Origin of the sequence: Maribacter sp. ACAM166 (assembly GCF_005771495.1) — a bacterium.
In the GTDB taxonomy this organism is placed as follows: domain Bacteria; phylum Bacteroidota; class Bacteroidia; order Flavobacteriales; family Flavobacteriaceae; genus Maribacter.
Genome location: NZ_VAUW01000044.1, coordinates 1 through 22,468, shown reverse-complemented (window position 1 = coordinate 22,468; position 22,468 = coordinate 1). Strand labels below are relative to the sequence as shown.

General features: G+C 35.3%; 19 protein-coding genes and 1 pseudogene. 14 read left to right on the top strand and 6 right to left on the bottom strand.

Annotation, left to right across the window (positions count from 1 at the left end):
• Positions 1-42: 42 nt before the first annotated feature.
• The 3 genes from ES765_RS18860 to ES765_RS18850 are packed head-to-tail and all read left to right on the top strand — an operon-like array spanning position 43 to position 3,819.
• Complete coding sequence (locus tag ES765_RS18860; RefSeq protein WP_138115898.1) at positions 43-3,276, top strand: efflux RND transporter permease subunit; 3,234 nt, start codon at positions 43-45, stop codon at positions 3,274-3,276.
• 12 nt (positions 3,277-3,288) lie between these two features.
• Positions 3,289-3,594: a hypothetical protein gene (locus ES765_RS18855; RefSeq protein WP_138115897.1), complete on the top strand. Its 306-nt coding sequence runs from the start codon at positions 3,289-3,291 to the stop codon at positions 3,592-3,594.
• 18 nt (positions 3,595-3,612) lie between these two features.
• Entirely contained in the window at positions 3,613-3,819 is a 207-nt protein-coding gene (locus tag ES765_RS18850; protein ID WP_138115896.1) for a DUF2892 domain-containing protein, read from the top strand.
• A gap of 355 nt (positions 3,820-4,174) precedes the next feature.
• Here the strand turns inward: ES765_RS18850 and ES765_RS18845 are convergent, their stop codons facing one another.
• Complete coding sequence (locus tag ES765_RS18845) at positions 4,175-4,468, bottom strand: hypothetical protein (protein WP_138115895.1); 294 nt, start codon at positions 4,466-4,468, stop codon at positions 4,175-4,177.
• Between the two features lie 11 nt (positions 4,469-4,479).
• A complete protein-coding gene (locus ES765_RS18840; protein WP_138115894.1) occupies positions 4,480-5,355 on the bottom strand; it encodes a universal stress protein in 876 nt (291 codons plus the stop codon).
• 191 nt (positions 5,356-5,546) lie between these two features.
• Between ES765_RS18840 and ES765_RS18835 the strand changes: the two genes are divergently transcribed.
• The 5 genes and pseudogenes from ES765_RS18835 to ES765_RS18810 all read left to right on the top strand — a co-directional run bounded on the left by ES765_RS18835 (position 5,547) and on the right by ES765_RS18810 (position 9,402).
• Positions 5,547-6,098 (top strand): DUF4136 domain-containing protein, encoded by a 552-nt coding sequence (locus ES765_RS18835; RefSeq protein WP_171017373.1) that lies wholly within the window; start codon positions 5,547-5,549, stop codon positions 6,096-6,098.
• Between the two features lie 722 nt (positions 6,099-6,820).
• Complete coding sequence (locus ES765_RS18830) at positions 6,821-7,630, top strand: universal stress protein (RefSeq protein ID WP_138115892.1); 810 nt, start codon at positions 6,821-6,823, stop codon at positions 7,628-7,630.
• A 151-nt stretch (positions 7,631-7,781) separates the two neighbouring features.
• Positions 7,782-7,994, top strand: coding sequence for a hypothetical protein (locus tag ES765_RS18825; protein ID WP_138115891.1), 213 nt, complete (start codon positions 7,782-7,784; stop codon positions 7,992-7,994).
• 18 nt (positions 7,995-8,012) lie between these two features.
• Complete coding sequence (locus ES765_RS18820) at positions 8,013-8,378, top strand: arsenate reductase family protein (RefSeq protein ID WP_138115890.1); 366 nt, start codon at positions 8,013-8,015, stop codon at positions 8,376-8,378.
• Positions 8,379-8,610: 232 nt separating this feature from the next.
• Positions 8,611-9,402, top strand: a pseudogene (locus ES765_RS18810) (ABC1 kinase family protein).
• A 105-nt stretch (positions 9,403-9,507) separates the two neighbouring features.
• On the opposite strand, the gene ES765_RS21910 reads toward ES765_RS18810, so the two are convergent.
• Positions 9,508-9,663, bottom strand: a complete 156-nt coding sequence (locus tag ES765_RS21910; protein WP_171017372.1) for a hypothetical protein — start codon at positions 9,661-9,663, stop codon at positions 9,508-9,510.
• A 401-nt stretch (positions 9,664-10,064) separates the two neighbouring features.
• Between ES765_RS21910 and ES765_RS22460 the strand changes: the two genes are divergently transcribed.
• The 4 genes from ES765_RS22460 (at position 10,065) to trhA (ending at position 12,979) form a co-directional block, all read left to right on the top strand.
• Entirely contained in the window at positions 10,065-10,349 is a 285-nt protein-coding gene (locus ES765_RS22460; protein ID WP_249356596.1) for a hypothetical protein, read from the top strand.
• Between the two features lie 21 nt (positions 10,350-10,370).
• The gene (locus ES765_RS22455) at positions 10,371-11,006 is read left to right on the top strand and encodes a DUF4010 domain-containing protein (RefSeq protein ID WP_249356595.1); all 636 of its coding nucleotides are present in this window, start codon (positions 10,371-10,373) and stop codon (positions 11,004-11,006) included.
• Positions 11,007-11,227: 221 nt separating this feature from the next.
• Positions 11,228-12,070: a universal stress protein gene (locus ES765_RS18800; protein ID WP_138115887.1), complete on the top strand. Its 843-nt coding sequence runs from the start codon at positions 11,228-11,230 to the stop codon at positions 12,068-12,070.
• A gap of 258 nt (positions 12,071-12,328) precedes the next feature.
• Positions 12,329-12,979, top strand: a complete 651-nt coding sequence (gene trhA, locus ES765_RS18795; RefSeq protein WP_138115886.1) for a PAQR family membrane homeostasis protein TrhA — start codon at positions 12,329-12,331, stop codon at positions 12,977-12,979.
• Positions 12,980-14,106: 1,127 nt separating this feature from the next.
• Here trhA and ES765_RS18790 read toward each other — a convergent pair.
• The 3 genes from ES765_RS18790 to kduI are packed head-to-tail and all read right to left on the bottom strand — an operon-like array spanning position 14,107 to position 16,958.
• On the bottom strand, positions 14,107-15,291 hold the full coding sequence (locus ES765_RS18790) for a DUF4861 family protein (protein ID WP_138115885.1): 1,185 nt from the start codon (positions 15,289-15,291) through the stop codon (positions 14,107-14,109).
• Positions 15,292-15,310: 19 nt separating this feature from the next.
• The gene (locus ES765_RS18785) at positions 15,311-16,105 is read right to left on the bottom strand and encodes a gluconate 5-dehydrogenase (RefSeq protein WP_138115884.1); all 795 of its coding nucleotides are present in this window, start codon (positions 16,103-16,105) and stop codon (positions 15,311-15,313) included.
• A gap of 10 nt (positions 16,106-16,115) precedes the next feature.
• Positions 16,116-16,958, bottom strand: a complete 843-nt coding sequence (gene kduI / locus ES765_RS18780) for a 5-dehydro-4-deoxy-D-glucuronate isomerase (protein WP_138115883.1) — start codon at positions 16,956-16,958, stop codon at positions 16,116-16,118.
• Between the two features lie 157 nt (positions 16,959-17,115).
• Here kduI and ES765_RS18775 point away from each other — a divergent pair, with 157 nt between their 5' ends.
• The gene (locus ES765_RS18775; RefSeq protein WP_138115882.1) at positions 17,116-18,135 is read left to right on the top strand and encodes a LacI family DNA-binding transcriptional regulator; all 1,020 of its coding nucleotides are present in this window, start codon (positions 17,116-17,118) and stop codon (positions 18,133-18,135) included.
• Positions 18,132-22,238 (top strand): hybrid sensor histidine kinase/response regulator transcription factor, encoded by a 4,107-nt coding sequence (locus tag ES765_RS18770; protein ID WP_138115881.1) that lies wholly within the window; start codon positions 18,132-18,134, stop codon positions 22,236-22,238. The genes ES765_RS18775 and ES765_RS18770 overlap by 4 nt, the downstream gene beginning before the upstream one ends.
• The last annotated feature ends 230 nt before the right edge of the window (positions 22,239-22,468 follow it).

Sequence of the window (22,468 nt, the reverse complement as noted above, 5' to 3'; positions counted from 1 at the left end):
CGGAAAGCCCGCCCGAACGCCCAAACAAAATAACTAGAAAGAATGAAGGAAGGTTTAGCTGGCAAGATTGCCAAAATGTTCATAGGTAGCAAGTTAACGGTGCTTCTAATGATCGTGTTCATGGTCATTGGGGTGTACAGTTCATTTTTGATTCCGCGCGAGGAGGAACCACAAATCAATGTTCCGATGGCCGACATCTTTGTAGGCTATCCCGGGGCGAGTCCGACCGAAGTGGAGTCGCGCGTGGTAAAGCCTTTAGAGAAATTGATTTCGAATATTAAAGGTGTGGAGTATGTGTATTCGACGTCGATGAAGGAGCAGGGTATGGTCATTGTTCAGTTTTATGTGGGCGAGGATATTGAGCGCTCATTCGTGAAACTGTATAACGAAATCAATAAGCACATGGACGAAATGCCGCAAGGTGTAACGTTTCCATTGATTAAAACGCGGGCTATTGACGATGTACCTATGCTGGGTCTGACCTTATGGAGTGAAAATTACGATGGGTACCAATTAAGCCAAATGGCTCAAGAATTGGAAAATGAAATTAAAAAGGTGAACGATGTGGCAGTTACGCATAAGATTGGCAATCAAGACCGCCAGTTACGCGTGGTTTTGGATAAAGATAAATTAGCTGCTAGTGGGCTAGATTTCTTGTCAGTTTCTGAAATGATTAAGGCGAACAATGTACAATTAAGCTCCGGTAGTTTCGATAAAAACGATACTGAGTTTTTGGTGAACACAGGCAAGTTTTTGGCATCGGTAACCGATGTTGAAAATCTGGTGGTCGGCGTGCAACAGAATCGGCCGATTTATTTAAAGCAAATTGCAAGCATAATCGATGGTCCTGAAATTCCACAAAGTTATGTTTCTTTAGGTTTTGGACAGGCCAGTGATAAGGTGATTGATTATAAATCTGAATATCCTGCGGTTACTATTTCCGTGGCCAAAAGAAAAGGTGCGGATGCGATGAAAATCGCTGATATTGTTATCAATAAGGTTGAGCATTTACGAACCACTTTAATTCCGGATGATGTACACGTAGAAATTACCCGAAACTATGGCGAAACTGCATCTCATAAAGTTTCAGAGTTACTGTTACACCTTATCGGCTCTATTTTTGCCGTAACGTTTGTAGTCATGTTGGCTATGGGATGGCGTGGTGGCTTAGTGGTGTTTTTATCGGTGCCTATTACATTTGCATTAACGCTTTTGAGCTACTATATGTTAGATTATACGCTCAATAGAATTACCCTTTTTGCTTTGGTTTTCGTTACCGGTATCGTAGTAGATGATTCGATTATAATCGCCGAAAATATGCACCGGCATTTCAAGATGAAACGCTTGCCTTTTAAGCAAGCAGCGTTGTACGCCATTAACGAGGTTGGAAATCCAACCATTTTAGCCACACTTACGGTAATAGCCTCGGTATTGCCCATGGCATTTGTATCTGGACTAATGGGTCCATATATGGCGCCGATGCCTATTGGCGCATCTATTGCGATGATTTTATCCTTGTTTGTAGCTTTGACGATAACACCTTATTTAGGTTTTATTTTCTTAAAAGAAAAAGATAAAAAGGGAACTGCAGAGAAACCACAAAAACCTTTGGAGGAGACTTTTATCTACAAAATTTATAACAAATTTGAACGACCACTTATTGAAAATAAAAGAAAACGTTGGTTGTTTTTAGGATTGACTTTTTTATTACTCATGGGCTCCATGGTGTTGTTTTTCACCAAATCGGTAGCCGTAAAAATGTTGCCTTTTGATAATAAGAACGAATTTCAAGTGGTCATTGATATGCCAGAAGGCACAACCCTTGAGCGCACGGGAGTGGTAGCTCGAGAAATTGCGCAGTACCTTTCTACACGCCCAGAAGTGGTGAATTACCAAAATTATATTGGTACTTCTGCCCCTATCACCTTTAACGGTTTAGTTCGTCATTACGATTTACGTGGTGGTAGTAATATGGCAGATATTCAGGTGAATCTCATTGATAAAGGTGACCGTTCTTCCCAGAGCCATGATATTGTAAAATTACTCCGCCCAGATATTCAAATAATTGCGGCTAAATTCAATGCTAACGTAAAATTGGTGGAAGTTCCGCCAGGACCTCCTGTTTTATCTACAATTGTAGCAGAAGTCTACGGACCAGATTATGGCGAGCAAATTAAGATTGCCAACAGTGTTAAACACATTTTGAAAAATACTGACGATGTGGTGGATATCGATTGGATGGTAGAAGCTGACCAAACCGAATTTCAATTGGAAATTGATAAAGAAAAAGCGATGCTATACGGCGTCACGCCACAGCAAATAGCATACACTATGAACATGGCGTTATCAAACAGGGCTATAACCAATTTGTACGATGAAAATGCCACCAACCAAGTTGGCTTGGTGTTGGCTTTAGATGAAAAGGAGAAATCAACAATTACTGATATTTCACAGTTGAAAGTCACCTCTAAACAAGGTAATATGGTGCCCATAGCAGATTTGGTAGATATCAAAGAAACTACAAGTGCAAAAAGTATTTACCGTAAAAACCAAAAACGTGTGGTGTATGTGCTGGCAGATATGGCTGGAGAATTAGAGAGTCCGGCATATGCAATTTTAGGAATGGAAGAAAAGCTAAAAGAGATTGCCCTACCACTAGGGTATAGCATCAACGAAATGTATTTAGGTCAGCCCGAGTTTGAAGATGACTATACGGTTAAATGGGATGGAGAATGGCAAATTACCCTAGAGGTATTTAGAGATTTAGGAATTGCCTTTTTAGGAGCCATTATGTTGATTTACATATTGATAGTAGGATGGTTTCAAAACTTTAAGGCACCCATTGTAATGATGGTTGCCATACCCTTATCATTGATAGGGATTATTTTAGGGCATTGGATTATGGGTGCATTTTTTACAGCGACCTCTTTTATCGGAATGATCGCTTTGGCAGGAATTATGGTACGAAATTCTGTATTGCTCATTGATTTTATAAACTTACGACTTGCCGAAGGCGTACCCTTAAAACGAGCTGCTATTGAAGCGGGTGCAGTACGAACAACCCCTATTTTGTTAACTGCTGGAACAGTTGTTATTGGAGCATTTGTCATCTTATTTGACCCAATTTTTCAAGGGTTGGCTATTTCTTTAATGGGCGGGACTATTGTTTCTACTGTGTTGACCTTGTTGGTGGTGCCTTTGGTCTATTATATGATAGAGCGGAAGAATTATCCTGAAACTGAAGTTCAAGAAATTACAGATAAGATTGAGGACTAAAAAAAGATAAAAATGAAATTACTAATTGTAACGGTCGTTGAGGAATTCGAAAAGGAAATTCTGCGGCTCTTTAAAAAAGCGGATATCGAGAACTTTAGTGGTTCAGATATCGATGGATATAAAAATCATACCTCTATGGTGCGAACTGCAAGTTGGTTTCCAAGTGAAAAGGGAAGGTTAGAATCGAGTTTATTCTTTTCTTTTACGGAAGATAAAAATATTGATATGCTTTTTAAGCTTATCAAAGAATTCAATCAAAATTTGGAAACTAACAACCCAATAAAAGCAGTTGTGGTTCCTATTGAAAGATCAATTTAATCTTAAAGAATAATTAAAATGCTAAATACATATTTTAGAGTTATCGTAGGAACATTGGTATTATTAAGTGTTGTTTTGGCCGTGTATGTTAATATCAACTGGCTGTGGTTTACCGTCTTCATAGGGGTTAATTTAATACAATCGGCATTTTCGAAGTGGTGTTTATTAGAAACTATCCTTGTGAAACTAGGGGCAAAAAAAGATGGAGGTAGTTGTGGGATTTAATAGATTATTGGCAAAAAAAGAAAATACTAATAAGGAGGAGACGTCTTAATGAGGGATTGTTTTGTTTACGGGGTGGTAACCATAAAGACTACGAGTATAGTTCACTTTTTACTGCTTATCCAGTGTACTAAGTTCTAAAAGAAACTTTCCATATTTGGGATGAAAATGGTGTTCATGTATGAAATTTAAGTTCAACTGATATTATTTTAAATTTCCGACGTGTATGATTTTTTTTATGTTCCACTCCCGACGAAGCAAGAGTTTTTAAAGAAAAAGGTAAAGGTGTCTGTATGAAAAACTATTGACATTATTTTACCTTTTAAAAATCGCACCTATTTAGAAAGTGAATGTTGAGTTAAATAGGTATCAAAAAATCAGGGCAGAAAATAGGAAGTATAAAAAATACAAACAAAAATAACATAAAAGCCCAAAGCGCACCCATTAGTAGTGGATACAAAAGAATACCTCCCTTTGCTTTAGGATTTAGGGAATGGGCAATTAATCCATGGATACCCATACTGAAAAAGGTGAAAATAACCCCTGCCGTTACTATCAAGAATATTTTTGAATGTGTTTCTTTAATGGAATATAGATAAAATCCTAATCCTAGCGCAATTGCAATCAATATACTATAAATTCTTCTGGCCATTACAACAGATTTTAAAGTGCTGCCTTAAAATAGAATAATTGATGGTTGGCTCCTCTAAAGCTTAAGAGCGGCATCCTACCATAGGATTCCATCTTTTTAACAAGATCCCGATGGAACCATTTTTTAAAGATACTTTTATGTTCTCTTTCTAACATAACTATTAGGTCTGCGTTCGTATCCCCAAGATAGATTCTGAGGGTTTCAAAAACGTTGTCAGTAAGCAATAATTCAAAAGCGATACGTTTGTACGTTACTTTTTCGTCTAGCATTTCTTTAAACCATTCCATCTGCATCTCTCCTTTATATTCATCCTTAGTAGAGATGTGAACAACTTTTATTTCAGCATCGAGCATCTCTGCCATTTCCGCTAATTTTCGAATAGCGTAGACATCTTCTACCTCAAAATCTGTAGCATAAACAATTGTTTTGGGGTTCATATAACCAGCATCCATAGGAATGGATAATATTGGACAAGGTGCCTTTTCGATGAGTTGCTTTGTTGTACTTCCCATAATCATTTCCCGAAGCACACTTCCACCTTTCATACCTATGACAATTAAATAGGCGTGCCATTCCTCAGCTACTGAGATAACCCCTTTTACGACGGACTTATTTTCGATAGCTTCTAACTGTAAGTTTTGAGTTTTCCAAGCACTCCCTAAATGCGCTTCGCAAAACTTCTCTAATTTTGAACGGTGCGACTTAAACGCACTTTCCTCTAAATGCGGAAAAGGTTCATCAAGATTCTCAGTTCCCAACACGGTTGGGTAGTCAAATACATGGGTAACCACTAACCGTGTACTCATCTGTTCAGACATTTCTATAGCGTATTTTAATGCGGCAACAGAGTTCTCTGAGTAATCGGTGGCGTATAGAATTGTTTTCACTTAAATCTATTTTTTTAGATTGAGTTTTAAAGATATCATACAAGGAGGTCGGAAAGTATGACCTAGGTCATACTTTACTATATAATTTAAACCTGACTAATGTCATGTAAAATACTTTTTAAAGGATTTATTTTTGTTAAATGAGACTCGTCTATTGTACAGGCAAATTTCATTTTAAAAAACAACTACAAATGAAAAATTTAATTACAGTTTTTGCCATTAGTATACTTTTAAGTGCTTGTTCCTCTACCAAGGTTTTAAGTGATATTGATAAGGAGGTGAATTTTGACAATTATAAAACCTATGCATGGTCTGCTACAGTAGACCCTATCAATAAAGATTTTCCCCAATATGATAATTCGCTTAATAGAAAAAGATGGAAAAACGCAATCGATGCGGCCATGCAGAAGGAAGGATTTGTTTTGAGAGAAGGTAATGTCGATCTCGAAATGGATTTTCATATACAATTAGAACGCAATGCGGTTGTAGATCGCAGCTATCATAATGATGAAATAAATCATTATGCACAAATAGAGCCTAATGCACTTTATCAGTATGACGAAGGAACAATGACCATTCATTTGTTAGACCTTGAGCAGAAACAGGTTGTTTGGCAGGGTGTTACAACAAGAATATTAGATATTGGCCTAATCGAAAATGCAGATGTCACTATTCAAAAAGCTGTAAGCAAATTGTTTGAAAAATTTCATTCCCAAAGAACGGTTAAATCAAAAAATAAGTAATGATTTGGGTACGTTAAAAAGTAACTTACTGTAAGTTATAAAAGCGTCAAAATTTTCCTATTCATTTTATTATAGCATATTATGCGTAATAAATTAGGTTCTAAAAGAATTTCTTCAATCCTGATTTTGGTCATATATTTTACATGACCCGCTTAGTACATTTGGATTCAAACATAAAGCAGATTAAATCAGTATATTATAAGCGATTGTATAAACAGATTTAAGCATAGTTTTATGCATAAAGGCGATTGACCATAACATTATGTTCTTACATAATATTGGTAGTCAGACCTCGAGTTTTGTGATGATGGTCTAAAGGTTTTACACCAGTGGATACTCAAGTAACTTAGGTAGATTTCATAGAAAAAGAGAGTATAGATTTACTAAGGGAAATTGAAATCGGGTTACTTGAAATGGGTAACTGATTTACTATATTATTACAGTAAGTAATTTCATACTAACACTGTTTGGTTGAGTTGATGGATAATTTCTAAGTATACGATTTGCATACGTTCAGAACAGAGCACTGATAGTTTAAATGTGACCTTTTTTACTTCGTTAAAGTTTTTAAAAAACAAGGAAAAGAAGTTTTTATAATTATCGAAAATGGAATTGATGGGGGATGAAATGATACAAAAACTAGCCTTTGCTTCAAAAATAGAATGTTAATCATATGATATTTTAATACCTGGAATATTAAAAATATTAATAAGCAGCAACACATGAAAAAAATTATATTACCTACCGATTTTTCTAAAAATGCACAAAAGGCTATCGATTTTGCACTTCTTCTTTTTAAAAATGAGAGATGCACGTTTTATCTACTGCATGCATATCACGACGCACCTTCTTCTTCGAAAGACAAAAAAAGCACCAAAGAAGACCTAAACCAACTTGTACATACTTTGGAAGTTCAAAACAATAATAAAAAACATCATTTTAAGGGAGTTTTAGAAACCGATTCTGTACTTAATTTGACCAACCGGACTCAAATAAACGAGGGCGTCAATTATGTTTTTATCGGAACAAAAGGTTCATCAGCACTCCGTGAAATTTTTGTTGGTAGTAATACTTTAGACCTCATTAAGTATATTCATAATTGCCCTATAGTTGTCATACCCGCAGCATATAAATATACTGGCCTTAAGGAAATTGTTTTAGCAACCGACTTTAAACATACCTTTATGACGATGGAACTTGTTCCGTTGATTCAAATAACTTTTTTTTGGGAAGCCACTTTAAACGTTGTACACCTTAAAACAGAAGAAACTTTGAGCGATACACAAAAATCAAACAAAGAGCTACTAAGAAAAGCTTTGGAGAACACTAAGCATCAATTTTTTGAAATTGAACTGAAAGATACTGTGGCTAATACCCTTTATCAAATAGAAAAAGCAAATAAAAATATCGGCATGATGGCTATTCTAAAAACAAATCACGGATTTTTTCAGAAATTAACACATGAGAACATTATAAAAAATATAACCTTTAAGACTGAAATACCGTTAATGGTGTTGCCTCAAATTGAATAAATAAGATAATAGTTAAACGATGGGTTTTAAATTAAATAAACAACGATTCGTTCACTAGAATTCTCTCTTTGGCGTATAAAGTTTTTATCTTATTTCGATAGTGTTTAAACTAATTCTAGGTTACAATATTCAATTCTTAAAGCATAAAAAAATGAAAGAACTTCATAAAATATTAAACGAAATTACACAAGTTACTACCAACATAGAAACCAATTACCCTGAGCTCTATCGTTCATTGGGTGAAAATCCCATGACCTTGCCCGTCAAAAAGCATCCGCACATAGACAAAATGGTTATGCAAGAATATTTAGAGAGTTTAAAGGAATTATTGAAGCATCATCTGGAGACGCATAAGAATAAATAAATAATACCTAAAAACATTATGGGAGAAATCGCTACATCAGATAGACAAATAACCTTGTTCTATAGCTCAAAATCCACAAGAGCAAAACAGACTCTGGCATATGCTAAAGCAGAAGGATTAGCCATTCAAGAAATCGATATACTAAAAACAAAACTAACTGGAACTCAACTTGTGGAACTTGCAGATCGCTTGCATCTTGAAGTGGCCGATTTGGTGAATCAAGAACACCCATCTTATAAAAAGCATTTTGAGTATCACAATTTTTCTACAGACGATTGGATAAAGATGATTCAGCACAATCCTGAAATCATGAAACAACCGATTGCCTTACGTGGTAATATCACTATTTTGGTTGAAACTCCTACAGATATAATTAAAATTTGAGGGCGTACTAGCATAGCTTATATAGAGTTTAGCCTATTTAGATGGTAGTATCTCTCCACTATTTCAGCAAATTAGTTACTTTTTTAATTCTGATGATATAGGTCAAGGGAAACTTCTATGATTCCAAATAACTTTGGTTCCTCTTTACGAAAGAAGAAAAATCACATCATAAGATGAAACAAGTCGTCCGAAGTCTTGAAGAGTATAATAGTCAAACTAAGTTCATTAACCGATGCGTATTGTGGCGTCGTTTGAACAAAGTATAGGAGAAGAGCTTCACTTTTTAAGGGAGATGGACAATACCGAGCGATTTGCCAAAAACTTTAAAGGCAATGAAGTCATTCAAGTTCCTGTGGTATATAGAGAACTATCTACCGATTGACTTATTTGTATGGAATTTTTGGACGGAATAAAAGTATCAGAAATTGACACCTTAAAAGCTGCGAATATTGACCCACCGGCCTTAGCGAAAGTTGGAGTAGATTTATATGTTGAACAGATTTTGAAACATGGATTCTTCCATGCCGATTCCCATCCCAGAAATATTTTAGTGCTACCAGAAATCGGACAGATTTGTTTTATAGATTTTGGTATGATGGGTGCGATTATGCCAAACGATAAAGAAGCCTTAGGTGACCTTTTGCTGTATTTTTTGCGAAAGGATATTAAGAAAATTATGCCTCTACTAGAAAAAATTGCCACAAAAACAGATATCCCCGACTATAAAAAACTTGAACAAGATTTAAATGAATTGGTTGAAGGAGTCAGTAATACGACACTTCAAAACATAAAATTGGGTACAACATTAAATCAGTTTAAAACGGTGTTGTCCGAGAACAAAATCATCTTACCATACTATCTATATATGTTGATTCGTGGTATTGTTATTATAGAGGGAGTAGCACTTAAACTTGACCCCAAATTTAATATTATGGATAACCAGCAACCCTATTCATCGAAGATTATACGAAGACGATTTAACTTAAAACGTCTGTTTAAAAAGAACCTACACCGCTTTCAATAAATTAATGACCTAGTTGATACGCTACCAGATGATATCAATACCATTCTTAAAAAATAAAAGAAGGTAAACTGGTATGGTACACAAACATAAGAGGCTTAAAGAATTTCAAATAGCAACTAGCAAAGCCGTCAATCGCATGGTTTTTGCGGTCATCATAGGGGCTTTGTCCATCGAATCATCCCTTTTGGTTATTGCTATAATGCCTCCTTTGGTCAAAGGGGTGCCTCTTTTGGGTGCTATCGGGTTTGCACTACTGGCCATGCTGAGATTTTATATTGTCATATCTACCTTCAGGAAGGATAAATATTAAAAATTTCTTCATATTTAATTAATAGAATTATATGAACACATATCAAGGAATGAACGAATTAATGGGCTCCTATATTTAGGAGTTCTCATAAGTATGGGTATAGGTCTTATATTGGGGTTGGCGAGAATATGATAAATTAAAGGATTAGGGGTTTGCTAGTATCCGTACTTTTCCAATGGTGGCTATTTTAGGATTTTCTTTGGCAAATCTTACCGAAAATTACACGCCTTGGCTGTTGATGGTAAGATTAGGTACTTTCATTTTGTTTTTAGCCTTTATTCATTTTTTTTAGAAAAAGGAAGAATATGCTAATGGACTAACCACAAATTTAGCGCTAATTGCCACGTTTGTTTTGAGGGTAGTGGTTTCTGCGCAATATTATAAGGATGTAGTTGCAACAGCGGTTATCATCGTTACGGTACTTTCCCTAAAAACCCGATTTTGTTCAGTCATCAGTAATATTACTTCAGAAGAATTATTTGCCTTTTTAAAATTCTTGATAATTGCACTTTTGATATTACCTTTTCTACCGAACAAAACGTATGGTCCCTATGATTTATTGAATCCGTTTGAAATCGGTTCCGTTGTCGTAATTGTATTGTTTTTAAACCTTATGGGCTATTTTTTGCTCAAATAAGTAGGTTCCAAAAAGGGGATTTTGTTAACGCTAATCTTAGGTGGCTTAATAGCAAGCACAACGGTAACTTGGGGTTATACCTCTAGAAGTGTAGAACCTCAAGAACTCTCTAGAAAATATGCTGCGGATATTATAATCGCCTCGGCCATTATGTTTACGCAACTTGCCCTCTTATCCTATATCTTTAACAATGCCCTTTTGACCTATTTGGAAAAACCCTTCGGTGTGCTGACCATAGTCTGCTTAGTGGTCTCTTTAGTATTAATAATAAGGGATACCAATAAACCCGACATCAATATTAAATTGGGTAACCCCTTGAACCTTATTAACGCTATTGGGTTAGGAGTTATTTATGTGGTGATTCTTTTCACCGTTTTTTATAGCAACGAATTTTTCGGAGATAGTGGATTGTATTATTCTGCTCTTATTGCAGGTCTGGCAGACACCGATGCCATTACCATAAGTATGGCTAAATTTTCTTTGGATGGGGAAAAATTGAAACTTGCCTCCTTGCTCATTATTGCAGCAATCATGAGCAATATGTTAGTGAAGTTGGCTATTGCCGTATTTAAAGGAACTAGTACTACTGCGAAGTTCGTGGGTTATACTTTTGGGAGTATCATCTTGATTGGAATCATATATATCCAGATTGGTTGAGGGTAGATTATTTGAATCTGAAATCCATAATCCATTTAGCATCACATCTTACCTAAAAACACCTTACTATAAAAGCGTTTACCCAAACTTGATAAATGTAGCTAAGAGAAACATAATCAAAAATGGCTAAAATCAAAACTGGTGTACACCAAGGTATGACATATGTCATATTTAACTAAAATTTATAGCCCTAATTTCATTGTATCAAATAAATACTTAAAATGAAAAATATTCTCTATGCCACCGATTGTTCAAAGCATGACACCCATACACTTCAATATGCATTAATGTTAAGTGATATACTAAAAGCGAATCTTACTGTTCTACACATATTTAGCCTTCCTCCAATTGTGGTTAAGACCATGCGGCCCAAGAAATATCTAAGTGAACATGCGTACGATGAACAATTACTTGTTTTAAAGCGTTATTGTTCCAACCACTTGAAAGATATAAAGGCAGAAACAGCCATTACATATGAAGTAAAAGAAGATGATTCGGTCACCAATGGAATTCTTTCGGAAATAGCAAACTTGTCTCCAGATTTGTTAATTGTTGGAATGAAGGACGAACATACTGCACGTGGATCGTTTACGGGGAGTATAGCCAAAGCACTTATTGAAAAAGTAGCTACACCCCTTCTTATAGTACCAAGCACAAAGCCGTTCCAAAAAATAAAGACGCTGATTTATGCCACAGACTTTGAGGAGGCTGATGTATTAGCGATTAAAAAATTAGTTAAAATCGCCAAACCTTTTGATACCACGATCAAAATTGTACATATTACCAATAAAGACGAATATAAGGTAAAGGATAAGATGGAGTGGTTCAAAGAAATGCTATTTGAAAAAACAAGTTATAGGAACATAACTTTTGACATTAATATTAATGATAATATATATGAAGGGTTGCGCAATTATATTGATGCCACCAATGCCGATATGATTGTTTTATTGGAACGCAAAGACAATAGTTTTCTAAAAAAACTATTCCATAAAGATTTGATTAAGAAAATGGAGTCCAAAATCACTATTCCAATGTTGAGTCTTAATGCGGAGGCACTTTAAGAAGTTATCGTTCTAGATTTTCTAAGGAAATCACTCGGATATCAATTCAGGTGAGTCTTAGATTATTTGGTGAAAATACATACGTTGAGAATTAAGCAATACCCTACCTAACTTCTATCTGAATGATTCTATCGGTTCGCTTTGTGCATTTCCATGGAGTAAATTGTATATTATAGCGCCAATAAGGTTAACGACGGTAAGTGTTTAGGTGATTTTTAAAAAACCTCTTAGTTTAGTTAGCCAACTCAACTTATTTTCATGGAAGCCCAAGAAACAAATACAAAAATTAAGCAAGAACTCGTAAACAGTATCGTACATGGCTTTGGAATTATTTTTGGTATCGTAAGCATTCCAATACTAATATCCTTTGCTATTAAGAGTGATAACACCCGTGGTATTATCGGTGCGGCTATATATGGTTTTTGTTTTTTACAGCTATTTACTTTTTCTACACTCTACCACGGATTTCAACATGCTCAGGCAAAACGAATATTAGAAATTCTTGACCATATTAGTATTTATTTCTTGATAGCGGGCACCTACACTCCGTTTTTATTGATGTATATGCATAATGCTTTTGGTATTACGTTGCTTTCGGTTTTGTGGGGCCTAACGGCATTGGGAATCATTTTCAAGATTTTTTTCACAGGCAAATGGAAAGTTTTTTCAACACTGATTTATATAGTAATGGGATGCCTTATGATAGTTGGCGGGCGTACTTTCTTTGAAAGTATTCCTGCCGATATTCTTACTATGATTCTAATTGGAGGTGCCCTTTACCTTTTGGGAGTTATCTTTTACTTGTGGGAGAAATATCCATACAACCACGCAGTCTGGCATTTTTTTGTGCTCGCAGCTGCGGTTTGTCATTACGTAGCCATTTTAATGGCAGTCGCTGCGAATAATTGAGATAGCTTTATGCCCTTATTTCGATTAATAAAACCCTTGCGACTAACTTAATGCCTACTTACTAGTAAGTAACTGTCTTATGGTTATATTTCTCTCATACTTTACTGAATTTAGTACGTTTCAATTTTAAAAATAGGGGTTATCGCCACTTCCAAAAAAGAAGAAGAAAGACGCACACCTATTCATCATAATCCTTTAAAAGACTTTCAGAACACAGAGACAAACAACTTATTTTCGATAATGACTATGGAAAGACTTTCAATATCGAAGACGAAGAAACTAGTGACTTAAGGGGAGGCAAAGTGACACGAAGTGACGTATTATCTGATATTGGTTCGTGAGTATTGACAAACCTATTTTATTTGATTTAGAAGAGCTGTGAGATAGCGTATAATGTACAGCTATTAAAGTTTTTCCATAACCTTATGCTATCAATCGCTTTGGAATCCAACAGAGCTACATCGACCTATTTTTTGATGCTTAAAATACCCTTTTTTTATGAATGGCCATACTAGCCTACATAATTGGAAAATTGTTTTTGTTAGCACTATTGGCTATGAATTCAAAATAGGAATGAAAATGTTGAGGTAATCCACATAAATGTCGTCTTAATTATTAAACAATTGTTAAGAAAAGTCAAATTAACTAAGCAAAGAATAGGCTCTAATCTAAGTCAAGTAATAACTATGTAGACGATATCTAAATAGAGTATATCAAACAATATTGTTTTATAGAATCGCTCAAAAAAAACCATACAAATTATTAGATTTGGAAAGTTTTGGTCTCAGGTATTATCAGATTTGGTAAACTGTTCGGAGCTCGAACCTTACTAGTTGATTCCAGTCATTGTTGTATACGTGCTATAATTCATTTCTTGTGCTGACGATTAGCGAAATTCTGATGATATAAATTATGTCAAAGTAACTTTTAGGGTGTAAATACAACTAAAATTTAATTTTCATTTTTAGTTATTCAAACTAAATACAGTTAGAAAATAGTATTGGTATTAGATGATGCTTAAAACTTGAGCTTATGTAATATCTAGTTAGCTTAAGATAATATAAATGTAAGGTTGTGTTTATATCATCGTTAAAAAAGTTACACTTAATGGTATTTAGAAAGCAAATTTATCTAACGGTATTAATGACAGAAACCATCATAGGACTTCTTAATTTATCAGCAAATTGTGATAGATGATTTTCCCATTCTTTCTGATTATTGAACCTACCTCTTTTTTTCCAACCAAAACCGGCATAATAAATAACTTTATGATTTTTTACCTTTAATTGTGCGTAAGCGTTATTGAGGTCATTTTCTTCCACATTATATATTTCAAATCCTTTAAAATAATTTGAATTAGCTATAATGCCGGTGCCCAGTTCTGAATCACCATGAGGCTGCCAATAACTTACCCATCCTTTATTTTTACTTCCTGATACTTTTCCGTCTTTTTCATGAAGAGTCAATCCTGCGTACACTTCTTCAGAACCCTCTAATTCAACTTTAAATTTCGAGAAATTGTTTCCGCGGTCGAGACTAACTATTTTTGACTCCTTAATTGTATTTCCCGAAGCATCCCAGTCGGCGATTTCAAGATAAAAACTAGTTCGAATAGGACCTGTGGTAATTGTTCGCCATCTAGTATAATTTTTTGAAAAGTAATAGGTGCTGTCTTTTTTAATTGCCAACCCTCCGACTCCTCTGCTGTTACCTACATGAAAGTCATCGAGACCTTCACCAGTATCTTCATGATAGGTGCCATCGGTTTCAGTTTCTTTTTTATACCAATTGTTAATAATCGGATAATCGACTTTTTTTAACCAAGCATCTACCCCACTTGATAATGTGCCGCCAGCAACACCGTCTTCAACCATTTTTTGAGCCGTAGGGCCAAACATACGAAAAGCTACTCGGTCATTTTCCCAAGCATAGTCATCGGTACGTTCTGGAACAAAACGTGAATAACAGTAATCTTTTGATTCAGGTCTATTTGCTTCAGAAATCGAAATAATCTCAAATTTTTTTTCTGATTTTGGACTTAGTAAAGGTTGAAAAATAAGTTCATCCATTATTCCGTCCCCATCATTATCGATTAATTGTGTAACCAATAACTTATCTGTGGCCACATCTTTTACTCCAAGATTTGTAAGGCTATCAACTATTAATAACTCTTTTGTTAATGAAATGGTCTCAAAAGAGCGCTCTTGGTCTAAAGTGTTTTTCACTAATATCGTCAATGGTTTTTCTTTTTGGGAACACGAGAAAAACAATATTGATGCAAAAAAGGCAGAGATAACAGTATTTATTTTCATAATTGATGCTTTTTAACCGCTAATCTTCATTATTTGGTTTGCCTATTGTTGCAAGTATTCCTCCGTCAACATATAGAATATGGCCGTTTACAAAATTACTTGCCCTAGAGGATAAAAAGATAGCTGCACCAGCCAAGTCGTTAGGGTCTCCCCATTTAGCTGATGGAGTTCTGTTAATGATAAATTCATTAAAAGGATGGCCATCTACCCGAATAGGAGCAGTTTGTGCGGTAGCAAAATAGCCCGGACCAATACCGTTTATTTGAATGTTATGTTTCGCCCATTCCGTAGCCATGTTTCGTGTAAGCATTTTAAGACCGCCCTTGGCAGCTGCATAAGCACCTACCGTATTTCTGCCGAGTTCTGACATCATGGAACACATATTAATTATCTTTCCTTGTTTCCTTTCAATCATGCCTCGTACAACATGTTTAGAAACAATAAAAGGGCTAACTAAATCAACATCGATGACCTGTTTGAAATCGGCAACTGCCATATCTTCTAAAGGTGTTCGTTTGATAATACCGGCGTTGTTTACCAAAATATCTATTGGTCCTACCTCCTTTTGAATTTTTTGAACGGCATTTATGACCTCGGCTTCATCGGTTACGTCAAATTTATATCCCTTTGCTTTAATGCCTAAAGATTCGTAATGGGCTACAGCATCATCGATTTTTTGTTGTGATGAATTCCCGTTTACTAGTATCGTGGCTCCTGCTTTTCCTAAACCTTCAGCCATGGCCATCCCTAGACCGTGGGTGCTTCCTGTGATCAAAGCTATTTTTCCTGACAGGTCAAATAAGTTTATTGACATAGTTTTTGGTTTATCTTAGTTCATCTATTTTGCAGTGATCCATATCTCCGTAGTCCAAATTCTCTCCAGCCATACCCCAAATAAAAGTATAGTTACTTGTTCCTGATCCGCAATGAATAGACCATGGGGGCGAGATTACCGCTTCATTATTGCCCATCCATATATGTCTGGTTTCTTGAGGTTGACCCATAAAGTGGCAAACCGCTTGGTCTTTTGGGACCTCAAAGTAAAAATATACTTCCATACGTCGATCGTGAACGTGGGCGGGCATAGTGTTCCAAACACTTCCGGTTTTTAGCTCGGTCATTCCCATTTGTACTTGACAGGTTTCTACTGTGCTGTTTACAATCAACTTTCTTATCGTACGTGCATTGGCTGTTTCCAAAGACCCCATTTCTACTATTTCCGCATCAGCGGCACTTACCTTTTTAGTAGGAAATGCTTTGTGGGCAGGGGTGGAGTTTAAATAAAATTTAGCCACATTTGAAGTGTCAGCACTATTGAATACTATGTCTTTATTACCTTTACCTATATATAAAGCCTCTTTGTAATCAAGATCGAACTTTTTGCCATCGACTGTTATCGAACCTTTACCGCCTACGTTTATAATGCCTAATTCACGACGCTCCAAAAAGTAGTCGGCTTTTAATGGATCAATGGTTTCCAATTTAAGCTCTTTGTTTGTTGGAACGACTCCACCGACAATATATCGATCATAGTGTGTGTAAACCAAATTGATGGTATCTGGCTGCATTAAATCTTTTATTAAAAACTCATCTCTTAATTGTTCTGTGTCGTATGTTTTGACTCCTTTAGGTGAAGCTGCGTACCTTACTTGATAATGAATTGCCATAGGTATGTTTTACTGATTATTTAATAGTATCTGTACTTAATTGATGTTTTTTTGACTGTTAAGTCAATGTAAATATAAGTAAATGCTATAGAATACAATCGATTGTATTTGGTCATTTTTATATGTTTGTTTGTATATTAGAGCAGTATACAATTCAATGGAAAATAATAAGGTAACCATACACGATATTGCAAGAGCCTTGAATATTGATAGTTCTACTGTTTCAAGAGCATTGAACAACAGTCCCAGGGTTACCCAGGTAACCAAGTTTAAGGTTTTAAATAAAGCCACTGAATTAGGGTATCAGCGTAACCTTATGGCATCTAATTTCAGAAAACAAAAGAGCAATCTTATTGGAGTTGTCGTTCCGAGAATATCGCGTCATTTTTTTTCGTCGGTCATTGCTGGGGTTGAAGAAGTAGCCTTTGAGTCAGGATATAATGTTATTATCTGCCAATCATTGGAAAGCCTGGATAGGGAGCGTAACATAACGGAGACATTGTTAGCGAATAGAGTAGATGGAGTTTTGATTTCAGTATCAATGGAAACTAATAGTAATGACCACTTGTTACAATTGAAGAAGAATGGCACCCAATTTTTATTCTTTGACCGGCATCGTCAAATTAGTGGAATTAATAGTGTGCTAATTGACGATTTTCAAGGCGGTTTTGACGCTACTGAACATCTAATATCCAAAGGTTGTCAAAATATTGCCCATCTTTCAGGCCCACAAGAACTAAAAATATATGAGAATCGTTTGAATGGTTATAAATCTGCCTTAGAAAAACATCACATTAAGTATCGACCTGAATTAGTACTGTATTCAAGACTAATGGAAAAAGATGGTAAAGAAAGTATAGAAAAATTACGTTCTTTACCTATTAAAATTGATGGAGTATTCGCTGCCAATGATGTGTCGGCCATTGGTGCTATGAAACATCTTAAGAAAAACGGAGTTCAAATTCCCAAAGATGTCGCCATAGTAGGTTTTAGCAACGAACCTATTTCATCTATTATAGAACCCTCGCTAACCACGATAGATCAACCTGGTTATCAAATGGGAAAACAAGCTACTGAAATTTTACTCGAACAAATCATGAATGGGAAGTCTTTGTCTAATGGAAAAAAAATAATACTAAAATCTTCTTTAATTGAACGTGAATCTTCTAGAAAATGAAGTTTAAAAAACACATGTTGCTTTTTGTTAGTAGTTTGTCTCTTATAATAGTTTCGAGCCAGAATGTTGATAATAAGACAACTACCTTGAAATTTAAGAATATTTCATTACAGGAAGGGCTATCTCAAAATTCGGTACTGACTATTGTGCAAGATGACAAGGGGTTTATTTGGTTTGGTACCAGAAATGGTCTAAATAAATATGATGGTAATACCTTTGTTACCTACCGTTACAATACGCAAGATTCTACAAGTTTGAGCAGTGGGTACATAAAATCTTTGTTTCAAGACAAACGCGGTAATTTATGGGTGGGTACCACAAACGGCTTGAACAAATATGATGCAGAGCGTGATAACTTCATGAGATACATTCATCCTAATAGTACCAATAGTCACCTCAAAGATGAAATATGGAGTATAATAGCTGATGATAATGACCATTTATGGATAGGCTCAAATTTCGGTTTGGGAAGGATGGATTTAAATAGTAATAAAATTAAATATTATACGCACAAGAAGGAGGATACTACCAGTTTGTCCGATAACCGTATTCGGGCTCTCGAAAAAACCTCAGATGGGAAGTTGTGGATAAAAACAGTACAGAATGTAAATAGTTTCAATGTCAAAACCCAATCATTTAATCGGTATGAATATCCCAAAGATTTGCACAAGGGAATTAACGGTAATTCATTGCCCGCACTTTATGAAGATAGTCAACAAAGATTATGGCTAGGGTTTAGAAATGGCCTTGCATTATTCAATAGCGATTTAGATAAATTTGAGCTCTTTAAATTATCATTAAAAAATGAATACGCTATTACTAATCATGTCAGAAGTATCTACGAAGACGATTTTGGAAATTTATGGGTGGGAACTTATGTTGGATTGTATATTATTAATGTAGATAAGAATTTCATTGTGCATATAGTACATGATGAAAATAACCCTAATAGTTTAAGTCAAAATTCTATTTATAAGATATATGGCGATAGCAAGGGTGATATTTGGATCGGCACATACGCCGGGGGTATAAATTATTATAACCGTAGTTATGACCTGTTCAAACATTTTTCATCGGGCACTAATTCTTCAAAAATTAACTATAAGGTGGTAAGTTCTATCGTTCAAGATTCATACGATAATCTATGGATTGGTACTGAAGGTGGGGGTGTTAACTTTTATGATAAAAAAGCTGGTGCATTCACTTATTTTACACATGATGACGAAAATAAGAATAGCCTCAGTTCAAATAACGTAAAAGCGATGATTCGTGATCATACAGGGAATTTCTGGATCGGAACCCACGGTGAAGGTTTGAATTTTTTGAACACAAAAGAACGTCCAATGAAGTTTGAAAAATATAAAAATAGGGACAGTGATTCTACGAGCTTAAGTAATGATAGGGTGATTGCTTTATATGAGGATAATGCTAATAATATTTGGATAGGGACGTCGGGAGGGGGGCTTAATGTTCTTAATAAAAGAACAAAATCTATTGAAAGGATAAGTGCAAGCAATAGTCAAATAGGCGATATTATTTTTACAATTTCTGGCACATCAGATCCAAATATTATTTTGGTAGGAGGGGATAAGCACCTAGCAAAAGTACATATCCAAACTAAGGCAATTACTTCGATTCCTTATACTGGAACTGGAGATGTCGTTTCAGGCTTAAGTTCGGTTTTATGCACCTATAAAGACCCATGCAATAATCTATGGGTTGGTACCGAAGGATCGGGTCTTTACTGTTACAACGAAACCACAAACTCAGTGATTAGATATGGTGTTGAAGAAGGTCTACCCAACGATGTTGTGTATGGTATACTCCCCGATGACAAGAATAATATATGGTTAAGTACTATTCGCGGATTGAGTAGATTAAACCTACAAACACGGGAGTTTAAGAATTTTGATAAATCTGATGGGCTTCAAAGTAACGAATTTAATTACGGGGCCTACTTAAAAAATAATAAGGGAGAGCTATTATTTGGAGGCGTTAACGGCTTTAATGTTTTTGACCCTGATAGAATTAGTGAGAATGCCTTTATTCCACCGGTCTCAATAACGTCGTTTAGGGTCAATAGTGAACCATTTTTACAAAATAAGGACTCAATTGAAATCATTGCTCTAAACCATGATCAAAATGTTTTAGATTTTGATTTTGTTGCTTTAAGTTATTCTCAGCCGAACAAGAATCAATATGCCTACAAATTAGAAGGTTTTGATAGTGAGTGGAATGAAGTGGGTAATAAAAGGACGGCAACCTATACCAACCTTGATGCAGGAGATTATACTTTTAAGGTGAAGGCTTCTAATAATGATGGATTATGGAATGAAAAAGGCAAGTCACTGTCTTTTACCATTCTTTCGGCACCGTGGCAAACATGGTGGGCTTATGCAATGTATTCACTATTAATTATTGGGGCACTACTAGTGATAAGAAGAAACGGTATTCAAAGGATATATGCCAAGAACGAATTACAACAGGAACGTCTTGAAAAAGAAAGAATTGAAGAGGCTAATAGATTGAAACTCGAGTTATTCACCAATATCTCGCATGACTTTCGCACACCGCTTACCCTTATAATAGGACCTCTTGAACGCATGTTGAAATTAAAAAAAGGCACTACCTTAATTCAAAATCAGCTTGAAATAATGCACCGGAATGCAAGTGTGCTGATGCAACTGATTAATCAATTATTGGATTTTAGGAAGACTGATGCCGGAAAAATGCAGCTTCAGGCGTCCGAAGGTAATATTGTTTCATTTATAGCAGATGTGAAATTAGCCTTTGAAGATTTGGCCAGTAGTAGGAATATTGAATATAAGCTCTCGATATCGTCAGAGAATATTCAAGTATGGTTCGATAAGATTATGCTTGAAAAAGTACTTTTCAACCTTCTTTCCAACGCCTTCAAATTTACTAGTGATTATGGTCAGATCAGTATTGAGATTGAGGGTAATAAAAATTCAAAAACGAATAAGGTTAAAATTAGGGTAAGGGATAATGGAAAAGGAATTCCTAAAGAAAACATCAATGTTATATTTGATCGGTTTTATCAGTATGGAGAACGTTTTGGAACAGGTATAGGCCTTCCACTTGCTAAAAGTTTGGTCGAATTACATCAAGGTTTGATCAAAGTAAAAAGTACCGAGAAAAAAGGAACTTGTTTTACGGTTTTATTACCTCTAGGTAAAGCGCATTTAAGTAATGATCAATGTGTTCAAAGCGATTTGTTAGCGAATGAAAGTGACCTTTATGATTTGGAAAGATCAGCTTACTTGGAGCAAGGATACCTGGAGCAAAGGTTAGACGTGCAGAAGGAAATATATTATAATGAAACACTAACTTCAATTTTGGTGGTGGAGGATAACACCGAAGTACGAACCTTCATAAGAGGTTTATTTAAAAATACCCATAACGTATTTGATGCAGCAAATGGTGCAATCGGTATGGAGATTGCCAAAATTTACCCAATTGATTTAATCATAACCGATGTGTTGATGCCGGTTATGGACGGAATGGAACTGTGCCATAACATAAAAACGAATGTTAGAACTAGTCATATTCCGGTAATTATGTTGACCGCCCGCACTGCAGAGGATTATCAAAAATCAGGTTATAGAACTGGCGCAGACGCTTATATCACAAAGCCTTTTGATGCAGAAATTCTTGAGTTAAGGGTCAATAACCTCTTAAAATCGAGAAGAGACCTTATTGAGAGGTTCAAAAAAGATGTCATTCTTCGACCGAAAGAGGTCACAGCTACTTCAGCCGATGAAGATTTTTTAAAGAAGGCTATTAAAATTGTAGAAGAGAATATGACCAATTCAAAGTTTACGGTACAGGTACTTATCGACGAAATGAATATGAGTAGATCTGCTTTATACAGAAAGCTAAAATCTTTGACCGATCAATCACTTACGGAATTCATACGAGTAATAAAATTAAAAAGAGCTGCTCAACTTATGGTTAAGACAGAGATGACTATTTCTGAAATTGCTTTCGATCTGGGGTTCAATGATCAAAAAAATTTTAGGAAGTCCTTTAAGCAGCAATTTAATAAGGTGCCTTCTAAGTATAGGGCAGACCATGAATCGTAAAAAAAAATCTGATACAACGCAAAGAAGAAAAAATGAAATTTCTATGCTCGTTTTAAGGCTTAAAAGAATAGTTGTTTCATAATATTCTAAGCTTTTTTCTACTAACCTGAGTTCGATTAATAATATTTGATTATTATGCAACAAAAAAGATAGATTTTCAGTAAATTAAAGTGTTGAAATTCAATTCATTAATCTAAAAATCTATCTATGGTAATCTACTCTAAAGTTAC